Annotated in this window: 19 protein-coding genes and 1 pseudogene; 3 read left to right on the top strand and 17 right to left on the bottom strand. The window is 45.9% G+C overall.

Annotated elements, in window-relative coordinates; genetic code table 11:
* Window positions 1-73 precede the first annotated feature (73 nt).
* The 11 genes and pseudogenes from G519_RS42110 to G519_RS0106890 form a co-directional block, all read right to left on the bottom strand.
* Window positions 74-1375 carry a M56 family metallopeptidase gene (locus tag G519_RS42110; protein ID WP_051253200.1) on the bottom strand — a complete coding sequence of 434 codons (1302 nt, stop codon included), beginning with the start codon at window positions 1373-1375 and terminating at the stop codon, window positions 74-76.
* 62 nt (window positions 1376-1437) lie between these two features.
* Window positions 1438-1770: a BlaI/MecI/CopY family transcriptional regulator gene (locus tag G519_RS0106925; protein WP_064751133.1), complete on the bottom strand. Its 333-nt coding sequence runs from the start codon at window positions 1768-1770 to the stop codon at window positions 1438-1440.
* 191 nt (window positions 1771-1961) lie between these two features.
* On the bottom strand, window positions 1962-2318 hold the full coding sequence (locus tag G519_RS52915) for a response regulator transcription factor (RefSeq protein ID WP_268617941.1): 357 nt from the start codon (window positions 2316-2318) through the stop codon (window positions 1962-1964).
* Window positions 2319-2408: 90 nt separating this feature from the next.
* Window positions 2409-2867 (bottom strand): annotated as a pseudogene (locus G519_RS52910) (GGDEF domain-containing protein); the annotation flags it as partial.
* Between the two features lie 15 nt (window positions 2868-2882).
* Complete coding sequence (locus G519_RS52035) at window positions 2883-3719, bottom strand: response regulator (protein ID WP_244280048.1); 837 nt, start codon at window positions 3717-3719, stop codon at window positions 2883-2885.
* A 51-nt stretch (window positions 3720-3770) separates the two neighbouring features.
* Window positions 3771-4145, bottom strand: a complete 375-nt coding sequence (locus G519_RS0106915; RefSeq protein ID WP_029194049.1) for a response regulator — start codon at window positions 4143-4145, stop codon at window positions 3771-3773.
* Window positions 4146-4293: 148 nt separating this feature from the next.
* Window positions 4294-4674 (bottom strand): gamma-glutamylcyclotransferase family protein, encoded by a 381-nt coding sequence (locus G519_RS0106910; protein WP_029194048.1) that lies wholly within the window; start codon window positions 4672-4674, stop codon window positions 4294-4296.
* Window positions 4675-4691: 17 nt separating this feature from the next.
* The gene (locus tag G519_RS0106905) at window positions 4692-5522 is read right to left on the bottom strand and encodes a sugar phosphate isomerase/epimerase family protein (protein ID WP_029194047.1); all 831 of its coding nucleotides are present in this window, start codon (window positions 5520-5522) and stop codon (window positions 4692-4694) included.
* A gap of 45 nt (window positions 5523-5567) precedes the next feature.
* The gene (locus tag G519_RS0106900; RefSeq protein ID WP_029194046.1) at window positions 5568-6545 is read right to left on the bottom strand and encodes a Gfo/Idh/MocA family protein; all 978 of its coding nucleotides are present in this window, start codon (window positions 6543-6545) and stop codon (window positions 5568-5570) included.
* 101 nt (window positions 6546-6646) lie between these two features.
* Window positions 6647-7474 carry an AraC family transcriptional regulator gene (locus G519_RS0106895; RefSeq protein WP_036632282.1) on the bottom strand — a complete coding sequence of 276 codons (828 nt, stop codon included), beginning with the start codon at window positions 7472-7474 and terminating at the stop codon, window positions 6647-6649.
* A 152-nt stretch (window positions 7475-7626) separates the two neighbouring features.
* A complete protein-coding gene (locus G519_RS0106890; protein WP_029194044.1) occupies window positions 7627-7914 on the bottom strand; it encodes a CD3324 family protein in 288 nt (95 codons plus the stop codon).
* 669 nt (window positions 7915-8583) lie between these two features.
* On the opposite strand from G519_RS0106890, the gene G519_RS47290 reads away from it, so the two are divergent.
* The gene (locus tag G519_RS47290; RefSeq protein ID WP_051253198.1) at window positions 8584-9543 is read left to right on the top strand and encodes a C40 family peptidase; all 960 of its coding nucleotides are present in this window, start codon (window positions 8584-8586) and stop codon (window positions 9541-9543) included.
* 150 nt (window positions 9544-9693) lie between these two features.
* Here G519_RS47290 and G519_RS47285 read toward each other — a convergent pair whose 3' ends face one another.
* The 5 genes from G519_RS47285 to G519_RS0106860 form a co-directional block, all read right to left on the bottom strand.
* Window positions 9694-10137: a hypothetical protein gene (locus G519_RS47285; protein ID WP_051253196.1), complete on the bottom strand. Its 444-nt coding sequence runs from the start codon at window positions 10135-10137 to the stop codon at window positions 9694-9696.
* Window positions 10138-10796: 659 nt separating this feature from the next.
* A complete protein-coding gene (locus G519_RS0106875; RefSeq protein ID WP_029194043.1) occupies window positions 10797-11558 on the bottom strand; it encodes a LamB/YcsF family protein in 762 nt (253 codons plus the stop codon).
* Between the two features lie 162 nt (window positions 11559-11720).
* Window positions 11721-12719: a 5-oxoprolinase subunit C family protein gene (locus G519_RS0106870; protein ID WP_244280047.1), complete on the bottom strand. Its 999-nt coding sequence runs from the start codon at window positions 12717-12719 to the stop codon at window positions 11721-11723.
* On the bottom strand, window positions 12685-13446 hold the full coding sequence (pxpB, locus tag G519_RS0106865; RefSeq protein WP_268633664.1) for a 5-oxoprolinase subunit PxpB: 762 nt from the start codon (window positions 13444-13446) through the stop codon (window positions 12685-12687). The genes G519_RS0106870 and pxpB overlap by 35 nt, the downstream gene beginning before the upstream one ends.
* A 23-nt stretch (window positions 13447-13469) precedes the next feature.
* Entirely contained in the window at window positions 13470-14270 is an 801-nt protein-coding gene (locus tag G519_RS0106860; protein WP_036632281.1) for an alpha/beta hydrolase, read from the bottom strand.
* Window positions 14271-14373: 103 nt separating this feature from the next.
* On the opposite strand from G519_RS0106860, the gene G519_RS0106855 reads away from it, so the two are divergent.
* Both G519_RS0106855 and G519_RS0106850 read left to right on the top strand, forming a co-directional pair.
* Complete coding sequence (locus G519_RS0106855) at window positions 14374-14694, top strand: heavy metal-binding domain-containing protein (RefSeq protein ID WP_029194039.1); 321 nt, start codon at window positions 14374-14376, stop codon at window positions 14692-14694.
* Window positions 14691-14936 carry a hypothetical protein gene (locus G519_RS0106850; protein ID WP_051253192.1) on the top strand — a complete coding sequence of 82 codons (246 nt, stop codon included), beginning with the start codon at window positions 14691-14693 and terminating at the stop codon, window positions 14934-14936. The genes G519_RS0106855 and G519_RS0106850 overlap by 4 nt, the downstream gene beginning before the upstream one ends.
* 72 nt (window positions 14937-15008) lie before the next feature.
* Here G519_RS0106850 and G519_RS0106845 read toward each other — a convergent pair.
* The coding region (locus tag G519_RS0106845) for an IS3 family transposase (protein ID WP_029194037.1) at window positions 15009-15265 on the bottom strand (257 nt) is incomplete at its 5' end.

Below are 15265 nucleotides of genomic sequence, written 5' to 3'. Positions count from 1 at the left end.
GTCGGGTTAACAACCTCGACCCTAGAGGGGGGATTATCGTTCTAGAGGCTGAGAAGATCTTAAATTTGAACGATTAGTTAGCAACAGCGGTTGGTAATGGTCCTACGGGAGCTGCCACTCTCGGTTTGTCTTGCGCTGCTCTTGGTTCCGGACTTACCGGCGCCGTTCTCGGCTTATCATCCAACACCGTTGGCTGCACGCCTACGGAAGTCGCAGTTCTCGACTTCTCATCCGAAGGAGTTGCCTGCGGCACTACGGAAACGGCCACCTTCGTCGTCTCTTGGGAAACTGTCGTATTTGAGTTTACAGAATCCTGCTGTTTTACTTTTTCTTCGGAAACAGCCGAACTTTGCAATGGTGTAGTTGTCGAACTGTCCTTAGGATTCGTTAACGCGCATCCACTTATGAAGATGATGGTTGCTATTCCAAGAAACGACCAACGATACGAATTTGTTTTAAATTGTTTGATCATTTTTATTCTCCTTTGCAGTTGTATTTTGCTTCCTGTTAGATTTACATTTCCAAAAGATTGAACAGGTCGCGAGAAATTTTCCAACAGCTTGATAAGCGTATAGCCATAATCCTGGCTTTTGTCCGGAGTAAGGCAGCTTAGAGCAAGAGCATCACTGGCGATTTCCTGATCTTCCCGCATTCGGCGATAAGCATACCAAAGGACTGGATTAAACCAATGAATAATCAGTAGAGTATGCATGAACCAATTAACCCCAATGTCATTACGCTTACTATGAGCCAGTTCATGTAGGAACACATGTTGCAATTGATCGTCATTCAAGCTGTTTAAAATGGTTTTGGGCATAATCAATTGGGGTTTTACAAAACCAAATAGGGTTGGTGTCGCCAAATTGCTAGATTCAACGAGAGCAATGGGTTTATGTACCGACATCATTTTTTTACACTGATTGAAAAGCTCCATTACTCTTCCATCGGTTATCGCAACCGTCTCATTTTTCATTTTTCGGGCAAATTTCCTGTTGATCATGATGGTATATATCCCAAAAAAACACACGCCAACCAGCCATAATACAACTAAATTCCGATAAACAGATTGGGCAGCAGTTTCCGATACAGCAGCTCTTGTAAGTATGACTTCCTGATTAACTTGTACTGCCGAATGAACGGCATCTGTGTAACCGATCCAATTATAAATACTGAATTCGCTCTCTAGGCCCCATGGCAAAACTAATCGGACAATAACCAGCAGCCACATCAAATAGTGCCATCTTGGTTTCAAGCGATGCCTTAACATGTGCTGCATCACTATAATCAGCACAACCAGAACACTTGCCATAGTCGAGACTGACCAAACCCAATCAAAGAAATCAATAAGGTGTTCCGTTAATTGTTTCACATTCACCCTGCCCTTCCTTCATTGAGTTAAAGAGGTAAAAGCTAGCACGATGCAAACCCGCAAATCGTTCATTTTGTTTTGTCATCTAGAATATTTTTCAATTCCTTAATGTCTTCCGCTGAGAGCTGTTCTTCCTTCAAAAAATTAACAAGCAGCGGCTTAAAGGCACCGCCGTAAATTCTCTTGAGGAACGATTGCGTTTCTGATTTCACACATTCGTCTTCGGATACTAATGGAAAATAGGCGTACACCCTGTTTTCTTGTGAATACGAAATCGCTTGTTTTTGGGCTAATCTGTTTAAAAGCGTTCTAACTGTTTTCGGTTTCCAATCCGTTCGGACTTCCAAAGCTTCAATCACTTCATTTGCCGTACATGGTGTCTTAGCCCAGAGAACTTTCATTACTTCCCATTCTGCATCGGAGATATGGGGAACATTTTTCACAGGTTTACCTCCTGACTTATATGGATTACACATGTAATACAATAGTTATATTACATGTGTAATCCATAGAAGTCAAATACAAATTGACAAAACAAAAAAAGCTGCTCGCCACATAGGGCAGAAGCAGCTTTGTATTTTTTATTTATTCATCATACTAGGTTCATTAACTGTCTTACGCGAACTTCCAACTCAACGAGCGAGAACGGCTTCGTCATATAGTCGCCAGCACCCATTTGAAAGCCTCTGGCTAGATCATCTTCCTTCTTCTTACCTGAAAGCATAAGTACCTTCATATCCCTAACGTTTAGACGCGGGTCTTTCTTTTTCTGCGACAACAATGAGAACCCATCCAGCTTCGGCATCATGCCATCGAGAATACAAGCATCATAGGTATTAGCGAGCATTAAGCTGAGCGCGACTTCACCATCGGCAGCATACGTAATTGTTATCGGTAAATGCTCTAAATGTGATGTGAGAATCGCTCGCAAAATCGGATCATCGTCCACAATGAGCAGATTTTTCTTGTCAATTTGCGGACTGGCAGTCAACTTGCGATGCTCTGTCCCTTCATCCTCTTCCGAAGCGATAACAATCCTATCCCTGCCTTGCTGCTTAGCTTGGTACATCGCATCATCAGCCTTAGCCAACCATTCCGCAACCGTCATCCCCTCATGCCACTCTGCAACACCTGCTGAAAAGGTGATCGAGAAGGTTTGGCCCTCGTACTGTGCAACTGCATTTAAACGAACTTTATTAAGAATGGACTGCATGGTTGCACAGGCCTGCTCCACCGTTGTATTCGGAAGGGCAATAACGAACTCCTCGCCGCCGAAACGTGCTAGCAGGTCTGTCGAACGCAAGTTCACTTGGAGCAAATGAGCTAAGCCTTGCAGTACTAAATCTCCTACGTGATGCCCATAAGTATCATTGATCCGTTTAAAGCAATCAATATCAATAAACACAAGCGAGATTGGTGCCGGATAGCGTTCAATACGCTGTAATTCCATACCAATTTGAAGATCAAAATAACGCCGGTTGAACACCCCCGTCAGCGGATCACGGAAGGCAAGCTACTCGAAATTTTTAGTCCTTTTGAGCAGTCCATAAATTCTTGCGGCCAATTCCTCATACTGAAATGGCTTCGTCACATAATCATCGGCTCCTAAGTGGAAACAGCGGACTTTATCATTCAAATCGTTGCGTCCCGACAATACAATTAGAGGTAACCATTTCAATGTAGGATCCTCTTTGAGAAATTCAAATAGCTCATACCCAGACTGAGGATGCATCATGAGATCCAGCGTCACTAAATCATACGTGTGTTCACGCAATAATTTCATCGCACTCTCCACATCGGCTGCTTCATCAACAATACAGTCATCGAGTTGAAGTCGACGGGTCAAGTAATTACGCAGCACCTCATCGTCATCGACAAGCAGCAATCGACTCTTCATAGACCCAAGCAAAGATCCGCCTCCAGGATCCTGCTGTTCGTCCATCTTGATTTCCGTCACACAGATATCATATTCCATATTCATTTCACGAAGTGCATGTATACTGCGTTCTGCGCATTCAATAATCGGGTTGATCGCCATGAGTAACTCTTCTCCGTCATTATCCATGGATTGCGTCCATTCCCAAGCTCGAACCATATCCTCAGCCAGTTTGCCGATCCGGACATAACCAAAAATAGGCGCACTGCCTTTAAGCGTATGTACGATGCGATAAAATTGTTTTAAATCCTCGGCTGCAGCCGCCATTTGGATCGTATCTAACAGCGAGTTAAGCTGTTTAAGTTGCTTTTCAAATTCACGAATAAACAGCTTTCTTCCTTGTCTAAGAATTCTTGCATCTCTTTCCGATTCTGACTTGGAGTCCTTCAACCCCTCTAGATTCGTATTACTCATGACAGCCAATCACCCTTTTTTATATATAAAATAATCCCTATATCGTTCGAATTAACGTTGTAATAATTGTCCGACCGTATCTATTAATTGAAGAGGGCTGAATGGTTTAACAATATAAGTGGTAACGCCTGCTGCTTTGGCTTTTTCTTTGTCCTTATCTAAGGCTTTAGCCGTCAGTAAAATAACCGGTATATCCCGATTGGCATTATCGCTATGCCGCAGCCATTCACAGACTTCAACACCCGTCCGCTCCGGCATCATATAGTCAAGTATGATAAGATCGTAGGTATCTTTTTGCAATTGCTCCATCGCTTGTTGACCATCTTCAACTTCCGAGATGGCATAACCTTCATCAGAAAGAGTTTCCGTAAGCAGAAAACGCAGCGCGATTTCGTCATCTGCAAGTAAAATTTTATAAACAGACATGGCGTTCTCCTCAACCTGTAGAATTACCACCAATTATAGCATCTAGTGTCGAAGCAAGGAACTAAAATGTTCCAAATTTCCATCGCAATTATAGCCTATTAACAAAAAAGAGCCTACAGAATTCTATCCTGTTGGCCCTTCCATATTATTATTTCACTTTCCACGATCCGCTCGTTATTTCAATAAGACCGCTGACATTTTGCCAAATATATACCCAACCTTCTCGTGAGCCGTTCACATCAGTTATCCACACTCGTTCATACTCATTGGACTGACCCGGGCCGTAATAATCTTCCAAAATGTCCATGGCCTTCAGTCCTTCTTCTGTGACCTCTAACCATTCGCCGACGACAATCCCTTCTTGCGCTTCAGCATCTTCGGCAGTATTTAAAGCAAGTGATGGATAGTGTCCAACATCGTACAAACGGCCGCGAACCGCACCAGGCTGTACGGAGCGCACAAAAGGCTCGGCAACATAATAGTTGCTCTCTCCAACAAGCAATGTCCCATAAACAAAAACGGATATCATAGCCTCACTCCCTGATCTTATCGCGCAGCTCCGCCAAGAATAATATCCAAATGCCGAGAAGTGTCATACACCGTCTGCAGCGGAGTTTCTGCATAAAGACCTACTTCAGCCGTTACCGTATCGGTATACCCGATGTCCTCTAGTGCAGTGCGGACTGCCGTCCAATTGACATCTCCTGCGAGCAGCGGGACAAATCCGTTACCGTTACCTACACCTGGTCGGTAATCCTTCACATGCACTTTGAATACACGGGATCCAAGAATTTTGATCCACTGCTGCGGATAACCATTATGCAAAATATTGCCTACATCAAAATAAACACCGAGATAAGATGATTGAAGATCGTCGACATAAGCACGCATTTCAAGCGGCGAAAGTAAAAATTTGTTCCACACGTTTTCGATGCCAATGCGAACGCGACGTCTTTCTGCTTCTTTCACCAGCAAAGCGAGTTCCGCACGGCTGCGGTCGTAGCACTCATCGTACGAGGTCATCTCGTTGACGGCTCCAGGCACAACAAGTACCGTATCGATACCTAGCAGCTCCGCTAGCTCCAGCTGTTTCTCGACAACGCGACGTCCCTGCTCACGTACAGACGCATCCGCCGAAGATAGTGGAGTTTGCCACAGCAAAGAAGTGGACAAGCTTCTCAGCTGAATACCGTACTCTTTTGCCATGCGGCCAATCGCCTCTGCCTCCGTCGCAGTCGTCTCCATGGTCAAACCAACGCCACCCAATGGATTGACATTCAGCTCAACCGCGTCATAACCGGCCTCACGGCTAATCGAGAATAACTGCTGAAGCGGCAGCCCTTCAGGGAAACACCATTGATTTACTCCTTTTAACATGCCTTAACCTCCTTCGTGTATTTCAAAATGGAAACATTCGTATTCTTATGCTGAAGTGATCTTTATCGTTTGCTTCGCAACCGCCGAATCATTCGCTGCCAATGTAACCTCAAGCGTCGCTGCCGCTTCACTATAATCACCTAGCACTAGCTCCTGCCGTCCTGTTTTCACAGCTGCAACAAACGCCCGATTCTGCTCAAGGTAAAAATCCATCTCCGACGTCAACGTCACGTCTTGCGTGTCATCTACAATCCGAACCGTCATACCGCTAATTGACACGTAGAAGTCATGCCCGAAAAACTCCACATCCCCGCGTCCAATTTTACGGGACAAGACCGTATTACTAATCGTGCCTAGTGCCCCGCTGCGGAGGCCGAAAGATACGATACCCACATCATACACCGTTGCCTCTGGATAATTTCGATGGATGTGTCGCTGCTCGTAGTTCGCTTGGACGTAGTCAAACTCACCTGCCAAATAACGAATTAAGTCCACTTGATGTGTCGATTGCTCTACAAGTTGACCGCCCGAAAGATTCATAAGCCTCCACCAACCTACTTCTGGCATGCCGCCAATTCGGTACGCGAGCACCATATCTACTTGCTTATCTGCCAAATACTCCTTTGCCTTCTGCACAGTGTCCAGATAGCGCAAGCAATAGCCTGACGAATGAATGATGCCCGATTGGCGAATGATCTGCTCTTTACGACGCACTTCCTCCATTTGCAAGCCGGTAGGTTTCTCCGATAACAGATGTATGCCCCGTGCGGCAGCCGCTTCTTCAATCCCTTCCCTAGCAAAAGGTGGCGTGCATATATAAAGCGCATCGATTACTCCTGCATCCAACATTTCTTCCAAAGTGCCGTACGGCTTTGCGCCGAAAGTTTCAGCTATTTCCCTCGCCCGATCCGCGTTCATATCGCATACGGCCGTAATCACTGCGTCATCGATTTGCTGCAATGTTTTCATGTGGTACTCCGCCATGCCGCCTACACCGATAAATCCAATTCTTACTTTTTCCATCTGTTGAGCCCTCCTATGTGTTTACGTTTACTCCACTAGCATACCGAATCAGAAAGCGCTTGTATTTAGGGAAACCGAACCGCAATTTACGCAAAACGCAACTAGTCCAACATCGAACCATGCTGCAACCGTTGACTTTTCCGCCAAACCGTAGGTGGGAGACCTTCTTGCTCTTTAAACCACTGTGAAAAGGAATGCAACCTGAAAAAGCCTACCTGCTCGGCGATTTCACGTATATCCTTATCTGTTGAGCTAAGCAGCCATTTTGCCTCCTGCAAACGGCACTGCTGCTGATATTGCTTTGGGCTAACGCCGTACATTTGTTCAAATACGCGACGAAAGGCGGGCTCCGTAAAACCAGCCATCTCTGCCAAATCAGAAATGTGAACAGATTCCTGCACATTTTCACGGATGTAGTCAGCCGCTTTCGTCACGGTCATCCCCTGCAAATCCTGCTGCGAGTGTTCGAGCAAAAAAAGCAGCAGCACTTCCATCCATGCTGAATAATTAGCTTGCTTTTCCTTTAAAAACGACGCTTTCATCCGAAGCCACTCCCGGAACAATCGCTCGAATCGCTCTTTGTCCAGTCGGGATAAAGCAAGGAATATAGGTGATCTATCTGCACCTCCGTCACCAGTAAATCCGCTGCCTCCGAGCTTCGCGACCAGCTCCATCGTACGTGCCGTTACGCCCTGCAGCAAAATAACCCCGAACCTCACATTCGTCACGGCTTCAAACCTGTGCGCCAAGTCTGGCGGGATAATAACGATATGGCCTGCTTCCATCCAACTTCGCTTCGACCACTCGAACAAACAGCGTCCTTCTAGCACGATACTGACTTCAACGGCCGAATGACGGTGAAATCCATCATCATAAAAATCGGCATCATGCGTGCCGATAAAACTGCGGATATCCAGCTCATTTTGCATTTGTCTTGAACCACCTCCCAAGCGGACCGGACGCTCATTACATATTCTTTCTTTTTAATTTCAAGAAAATAAAAGCATTTCCTTTAATTTGACGGCAATCTGCACTTGGCAAGCTCAACGAAAAAAAAGCAGCACCTCTAGGGATGCTGCTTCTATGCTTGATTGGCTGTTAATTCACGTGTTTTCACGATGATTTTACGGATGCTGTCTTCCGATAAATGAAAGACTTTGATTAGTTCCATCACCGTGGAACCGGTTTGGTACAACCGGAAAATTTCTCGATTTCTACGCTCAATGATAATGCGTGTTCCGTTATTTTCTCCCCATCCAGCGCGCTTCTGCTCTTTCTTAGGGATATATACAATTTCACCTTGGATATATTCTTGTAATTGTTTCAATAGGTTAGGGGGAAGAACGTCTTTCCCGTTCTTGTAACTCATAGATGAAAACCTCCTCAAATTGTCGAGCAAAGTTAAACTTTGTCTGATTTGCAGAGAGTATCTTCATCGCCCCTTAACCTCCTACCATTCTCAAAAATGGAATAAAAAAAACACGATCATAATCGTGCCTGTCGGTTGTATGCAATTATACAATTCAGGTGAACGGTTATTCCACGAATGATATTCAGTTAGGAGACGAGTACCTCTGCGGCGGCCGCAACATTCATCGCTACTGTCATTGTGTTCATTAAAAAGCACTCCTTTCACCTTATAGTTTAATTTAGGGATTTGGGTTGGAGAGCAAAGTCTCTCCTATTTAATGGTGTTCACTTTGTGTTCACATTCTCATTATATGTAAAAAGCATCTCGCTGTCTACTCATTAAGGAAAAATATGCGGGGGCCTAGCGACCCCCGTTTGGAACGATGGACTCTGCTTACGCAGAGACCACCTCTGTTTTTGTTGTAATCACCTTGATCACTCCTTTCCGAAGTAATTAGCCGGCCGGCTACCTCTATATTTACTCATATTTCCAACTTGTTCTCAAGTGAAAGAATGGTTATATTCGTTTTCTCCTAGTTATAACATTCCGCCTTCGGTCTATTTCATGCATAATTATTTTTTCCTGACAAAACCTAACCCATAACAACTTGGTAAAGGGGTTTTGTTTATGATGCTTCAAAAGAAAACGCAATGGCAGGTTGTTTTAGCCACCCTTTGTATCACTATAATCTTCATGGGTGGAGGTTGTACAACTAAACAAACCAAAAACATCGGAGCGCCTACGACTACTCCTGCCCAAGCCGGCCAGAGTGCCAGCATGTTTGTATCGGACAATTCGACATTTTCCAATGTTAAGGTCTACAGTGAAACAAACGGACTAGTCTGGGTACCGCTGGAGGAAACCTCTGCATCGATAGATTTTGATTTGCACTACGTGGGCGAGAGTTTCACAATGGGTGCCACGGACCCCGTTTATTCCGTTAAACTGAATCAAACTCAAGCTTTAGTAGGCGATAAACCCATTGAACTTCCGCAGGCTCCGAGATTATTCGATCACAAACCTTATATGACAACACAGGCGTTATCAACATTGATGGGTACCCCAGTAAATTGGAACGCTCAAAATTCGCAGATTGTCTTTAATCCGATCAATGACAATGCGTTGTCCGAACAACAAAACGCATCTGCACAGCAGCCTGGAAGTTCAACAGAACAAATACAGAGCCTTTCCGTAAATAATGTAGATAAAAGTAACTTAATAAGCTATGCCCAGAACTTTTTAGGAACGCCGTACAGCTTTTCATCGGGACCCTACGATAGTACGCATACGTTTGACTGTTCTTCCTTCGTCCAGTATGTGTATTCCCATTTCGGCGTTGATCTGCCAAGATCTTCACGTTCTCAAGCGCAAGTAGGACAAACCGTAGACATCAATAACTTGCAAACCGGGGACCTGATGTTCTTTTACACACCTGGGCGGTTTGCTAGCAATCGCATTGTAGGCCATGTGGGGATATATGCGGGTAATGGGAGATTCATTAATACGTACGGGCAGCCCGGGGTTACTTTTACCGATTTTAATACGTATTGGAGGGGTCGCTTTTTGTTAGCGAAACGTGTAGCTTAGCGAAGCTTGTATGGCGTTACGACAGCACATAACGTAGAACTAGTGCACAAAGGGTATATATGGATGATTTCCGGAATAAACGCTCAGCGGCGAATAAGCAACGTGATTCTAACTGATTAAAAACTGTAAACAGTTTATATTTTTTCCTTCTCATTTATGGTCATATTTAAATCCCCCATAATCAATGACCACGACCTGATTATTCCGCTTTAAACGCAGGTTAGGAGTATGGGGGTTATGATACTGACCCACACCATTTGATGGAATGATGCCATTGCCCAAAAATTTCTTTACAATTTTCTTAAGTTCTCGTCTATATATTGGAGAATTGGGGAATTTTCTATCATATTTTTTCATGGTTACCCAGCGATATGCCGCGTCGTAATCAATAATTTGCGCAAGATATTTTTTTATCGATTTCAAAGATGATTTATACAGGTTTACTTCCATCTGGTTGCATATGATCCCTTTTTTTGATTTTGCTATCTTCAACACATACCCGTTACCTAAATCGTATACAACTCTCGTTCCCCCAGCCCCAATGTATTTCTTCCCTTTTATTTTCCTTTTCATGTACTCGTCCATTTGAATCAAGGCAGCATCCCCCATTCAAGTAATGACATCTCAACAGAGCAATTTACGCGTCAACTTATTCTATGTCGAGAACCACAACCTGATTGGACATTCAAAATAAATGGTAGAAGAGAAAAAGCCACCGACCTGATGCCAGCAGCCTTGTGGAAATTATTATGAAATCGATTCTTTCCTACATGATTTTCGGCCATCAACACCCGTTCAGAGCTGTTTAACTAACGAGAGTTCAAACACTAGAGGCTGATCAATTCAGGAGAAATGCGAAGTTGGATAAGAGCCTCTTTAGAGACTGCTATGTCTTCATTTCCAGCGTATTTTGTAAAAATAAGAGTCCCTAGAGACTTTTAACGTTCAAGTAAGGAGCTAATTTCACAATAAAAGCCGAATTTTCCTACAAGGCGCCTTAAAAATCGTACAAGCTATTGACATTCAAACCAATTACAGAATTCAGAAAAGGATTATCCACTTAAATGCCCTGATTTGTAGTACTTAAACGGAGAATAACAAGATATCTTGGCACCCAATGGATATCTTGGGTAGGTGACTGTTTTTGAATGCGCTATAAGTCCTTATGTAGCAAGGGTTTTGAATTATGAAATTGACTAGGAAATACATGTTTTTCGGAACTTAGGGATATTACGGCGGTGCCGGCATCGTGACTACTGCCCGAGCGCCACAACTGCGATGCCGCTGCTGTTCAGCAGAGCGCGGATGTCGCGCGCAAACTCCACGGCGTGTACACCATCACCGTGGATGCAGATCGTGTCCGCGCGCATGCTCAGGTCCTCTCCCTCTCGGGAGAGGACCTTCCCTTCGCGGACGAGCCTTACGACCTGCGCCGCAGCGTCGGCGGCGCTGGAGAGCAGCGCCCCCCGCTGATCGCGGGGCGTCAGCGTGCCGTCCCGCTGGTAGCTGCGGTCCGCGAAGGCTTCGCTCGCGGTCCGCAGCCCCGCGGCGGCACCCGCCCGCAGCAGCTCGCTGCCGGGCGGGCCTAACAGCGTCAGCTCCGCGCTGACGCTGGCGGTCGCAGCCGCAATGGCCGCGGCGAGATCATGGCGCTTCGCAGCCATGTGATAGAGCGCGCCATGCGGCTTGACGTGCTGCAGGCGTCCGCCTTCGGCGTGGACGAACGCCTGCAGCGCCCCGAGCTGATACAACGTCAGCTCGTAAGCCTCCGCCGGCGTGATGGCGATCTCGCGCCGGCCGAAGCCCTGTAGATCGGGAAGGCCCGGATGGGCCCCGATCGCAACGCCTTTGCGCAAGCACAGCTGCACAGTGCTGCGCATGGTTGCGGGATCGCCTGCGTGGAACCCGCAGGCGATGTTGGCGGAGCTGACGAAGTCGAGCAGCTCCTCATCCCGGCCAAGGCGATAAGCGCCGAAGCCTTCGCCCATGTCACAATTCAAGTCAATACGCAGAATCCTCACTCCCAACTCTTCATTTCTTTCCTACTTTAGTTCACGGTTTCTCAGTTCCTCAATTCCTCAGCTCTCTGCACTTTATTCCTTCATTCAATCAGCTCTTTGTCACTTCATCCTTTCATCTCTTTAGCACTTCATTCCTTCATTCCTTCAGCTCAATCCTCACCCACGATCCCGCACCCAAGCCCGAACCCCAGCCTCAAGCAGCCGAAAATCCATCGCTTGCAGCAAGTTCTGCTCCTGCGCTTCCTTGTTGCTGACCTCCCGGAAACGAAGCTTTCCGCCTGGTTTCACCTGAGCGGCTAAGGGAAGATCGGCCGTGATGACCTGCGCGATGCGCGGGTAGCCTCCGGTTGTTTGGCAGTCCGCCATCAGCAGGATCGGCTGTCCGCTTGGGGGCACTTGAATCGTACCTTGAACGACCGCTTCCGAGATCATCTCACTCGGTACGCCATCAGATAGTTCCAGCTTCTTCCCTTCCAAGCGATAACCCATACGATCTGATTGCGCGGTAACGATATAGCTTTGAGCCAGAAAGCTCTGTCTGCTTGCGTCTGTAAAAAGGGCGGCTTCCTTACCTTGTATGACTCTTACAACTGGATTTTCTTCATAGCCCGGACGAATAAAAGCACTCACAGACCCTGGATGGTGAAGATAATCGCCTACCACGTCTTGTCTTACCCGCAAATCATCTCCTGCTTGGAGTCCTCTTCCTTGGTGACCGCCTATGCCCGCACGTAAATAGGTGCTTCTGCTGCCCATTACAGGTTTGGCCTCGAAACCGCCACATACTGCTAAGTAGGCTCTGCAGCCTTTGACTGCGTAATGCACATTTAGCTGGTCTCCTTTGCGGATCAGAAAGGGTCGCCACAATGGAACCCGAACACCGTCCACATCAGCTTCCATATCAGCTCCACATAAGGATAGAAGCATGTCCATATTAGCTACCATGCTCGGTCCTAACAGTGTCATTTCTAGCGCAGCTGCGCCCCTATCATTCCCAACAAGTATGTTGGCTGCTCGATGCGCAAAGAGGTCCATGGGGCCTGAAGTAACGATACCATATTTCCGCTGTCCATACCGTCCCTCATCCTGCAAGGTTGATAATAACCCTGGCTTGATGACCTCAAAGCCCATTTCCCATGTTCCTCTCTTTTTCATATTGAAACTGCTCTGCCGTGATGGCTACAAATCTTACTTGATCTCCTACCTTCAGTAGAGATGGCGGATCGGATTCTGGACGAAATAAAGCCAGCGGGGTACGACCAATCAAATTCCAGCCGCCCGGCGTTTCAAAGGGGTAAATGCCTGTTTGAGCGCCGCCAATGCCTACCGAACCGACAGGTATCCTCGTCCGAGGTACCGATTTCCTTGGTGTAGCTAACTTGTCATTCAACCCACCCAAATAAGGAAATCCAGGCGCAAAGCCTATCATAAATACCGGATAAATCCGTGAGGTATGCATCCGCACAATCTCTTCCTTGCTAACCCGATGATAGGACGCGACATCTGCAAGATCTGGACCATAATCTTCACAATAACAAACAGGGATTTCAATGATTCGTTCAGGCGCGATGCCATTATCCTCAATTTCATTTTCATAATTATCCAAGAGATGTTGTATATGTAAAAAGACAATATCATAGGGTAATAACGTATTCGTCCAACTGGCCCGTCCATTTTTACGGGTGGTTCCCTTTTCTGAATAGTGGTTGTAAACCTGAAAGCTGTCATAATAGATCGTGATTGTTGTATATGCCGATACGACTTCGATAAAACCTTCAAAACGATTATTCTCTAGGTAAGCTGCTAACTGACGTACTCGATTCAGAATGGATACATGAATGTCCGCACCAAGCTTAATCACAATAGCGGAATCTCCAAGCATATGGCATTCGTAAGAGAGCTTGGTCATGCAAAATGTTGTTTTTTGAGCCAATTCGCACAAAGTTCAGTCCAAATGTAAGCTTCACTATGATCATCCGCTAAGCCAATACCATGACGCCCGCTCTCAAAAACGTGCAAATCAAAAGGCACCTTATGGCGGCTAAGCGCCCCTGCAAATAGCAAACTGTTCTCAACAGCAACGGCCGCATCATCAGCTGTATGCCAGAGAAACGTCGGAGGCGTATTCGCTGTAACTTTTTGGTCATTGGATAGCAGCGAGACCAGCTTCTCATCCGGTGTTTTACCCAATAAATTAAGCATTGAGCCTTCATGTCCATACTCTGTGGAGAATGTAATCACGGGGTAACAGAGCACCATCACGTCGGGACGACTGCTTTGTCTTTCGATCGGATCGACGGACTCCTGATCCCCTGCATCGTAATGTGTACCGGCTGTAGAAGCCAGATGCCCACCTGCTGAGAAGCCGAGAATACCAATGCGGTTCGGATCGATCTGCCATTCTTCCGCATGATGCCTTACTGTTCGAATTGCCCGTTGTGCATCTTGGAGTGGAACCGGGTGTTCGTATGGAGCTACACGGTAATTCAAAACAAAAGCTGAAATCCCAAGTCCATTTAACCATTTCGCAATAGGCTCTCCCTCATGAGCAGCACGCGTACCGTAGCCTCCTCCGGGAAATACTATAATTGCAGAGCTCAGGCCTTCCTTAGACACAGGGTACAAAGTCAAACTCGGGCATCCTTGGTTATTTTCACCTATGCTAATCTTGGATGCTCCGGGCCATAATTCAATTGTTTTTATCATACTCAATGTGAAACCCCCTATTTTCATTTTCGTACTAAGTTAATAATATCGAATCTCAATCAAGTAGCAAGAGTCAATTTTACAAAAAAAGGAGATGATCTTCATGATCGTAGCTACAACAGAAAACATCGCAGGCTATGAAGTCACGGAAGTATTGGGCAGTACATTTGGGGTCGTTGTTCGAGCAAGAGGGATTGGCGGCGATATTCTTGCTTCATTAAAGGGACTTGTCGGCGGGGAAGTCACGCAATATACACAGATGGTAGAAGACGGACGCAAGCAAGCCATGGACCGATTAGTCAAAAACGCCGCAGCTATGGGTGCTGATGCTATCGTAATGATGCGTTTCGATAGCGGTGACATCGGACAAAATATGAGTGAAATTGTCGCTTATGGCACCGCCGTCCGGACACGAAGGCTATGAGTGGACTCGGTCCAATTTTACTTATCTATGGAACATGGGTCATCGGCTTTATTATTCTCCTTCTTCTGGGCTATCTCATTTATGACAAACGCTATAAAAACAACGGTTCAACGACGCCTAGTAAGCCTTCAAACGGCTTTGTCTCAACATCAGAGGTGTTCATTGATCCAAAGGATGGATTCACTTATCGCGTGTATTACAATCCTAGGTCAGGGGACCGAGAATACATTCGCGAATCCTAACGCCATTTAAACAAAAAAGCCGTACACAAGATAGAGTGGTCTTACCCCTGTCAAGTAGACAGATGAAAAAAGCTATGCTGCTAGCGCGCACCGATATTCAATCGGGGCGCGCTTTTTAAGTTTGGTTTGAAACCGTTGGTAGTTATAAAAATAAATATAATCTTCCACCGCTTGATGAATTTCAGTTCCTGATTTACACTGTTTGAGATACAACTTCTCTGACTTGAGATGCGAAAAAAAGGATTCGATGCATGCGTTATCCAGGCAGGTTGCTTTGCGAGAGTGGCTGCCTTTAACGCCGAATGCTTCTAATCGCGTGTTGTACGCCT

Origin of the sequence: Paenibacillus alginolyticus DSM 5050 = NBRC 15375, from assembly GCF_000422905.1 — a bacterium.
Taxonomy (GTDB): Bacteria; Bacillota; Bacilli; order Paenibacillales; family NBRC-103111; genus Paenibacillus_E; species Paenibacillus_E alginolyticus.
This window is presented reverse-complemented; position numbering and strand designations above follow the sequence as displayed.

What these genes read in the sequence shown, in the direction of transcription:
- G519_RS0106925 (WP_064751133.1), bottom strand. Translation starts at nt 1,770, where the DNA reads ATGAAAGTTCTCTGGGCTAAGACACCATGTACGGCAAATGAAGTGATT.
- G519_RS52035 (WP_244280048.1), bottom strand. Translation starts at nt 3,719, where the DNA reads ATGAGTAATACGAATCTAGAGGGGTTGAAGGACTCCAAGTCAGAATCG.
- G519_RS0106915 (WP_029194049.1), bottom strand. Translation starts at nt 4,145, where the DNA reads ATGTCTGTTTATAAAATTTTACTTGCAGATGACGAAATCGCGCTGCGT.
- G519_RS0106910 (WP_029194048.1), bottom strand. Translation starts at nt 4,674, where the DNA reads ATGATATCCGTTTTTGTTTATGGGACATTGCTTGTTGGAGAGAGCAAC.
- G519_RS0106905 (WP_029194047.1), bottom strand. Translation starts at nt 5,522, where the DNA reads ATGTTAAAAGGAGTAAATCAATGGTGTTTCCCTGAAGGGCTGCCGCTT.
- G519_RS0106900 (WP_029194046.1), bottom strand. Translation starts at nt 6,545, where the DNA reads ATGGAAAAAGTAAGAATTGGATTTATCGGTGTAGGCGGCATGGCGGAG.
- G519_RS0106895 (WP_036632282.1), bottom strand. Translation starts at nt 7,474, where the DNA reads ATGCAAAATGAGCTGGATATCCGCAGTTTTATCGGCACGCATGATGCC.
- G519_RS0106890 (WP_029194044.1), bottom strand. Translation starts at nt 7,914, where the DNA reads ATGAGTTACAAGAACGGGAAAGACGTTCTTCCCCCTAACCTATTGAAA.
- G519_RS47290 (WP_051253198.1), top strand. Translation starts at nt 8,584, where the DNA reads ATGATGCTTCAAAAGAAAACGCAATGGCAGGTTGTTTTAGCCACCCTT.
- G519_RS0106870 (WP_244280047.1), bottom strand. Translation starts at nt 12,719, where the DNA reads ATGAAAAAGAGAGGAACATGGGAAATGGGCTTTGAGGTCATCAAGCCA.
- pxpB (WP_268633664.1), bottom strand. Translation starts at nt 13,446, where the DNA reads ATGCTTGGAGATTCCGCTATTGTGATTAAGCTTGGTGCGGACATTCAT.
- G519_RS0106860 (WP_036632281.1), bottom strand. Translation starts at nt 14,270, where the DNA reads ATGATAAAAACAATTGAATTATGGCCCGGAGCATCCAAGATTAGCATA.
- G519_RS0106855 (WP_029194039.1), top strand. Translation starts at nt 14,374, where the DNA reads ATGATCGTAGCTACAACAGAAAACATCGCAGGCTATGAAGTCACGGAA.
- G519_RS0106850 (WP_051253192.1), top strand. Translation starts at nt 14,691, where the DNA reads ATGAGTGGACTCGGTCCAATTTTACTTATCTATGGAACATGGGTCATC.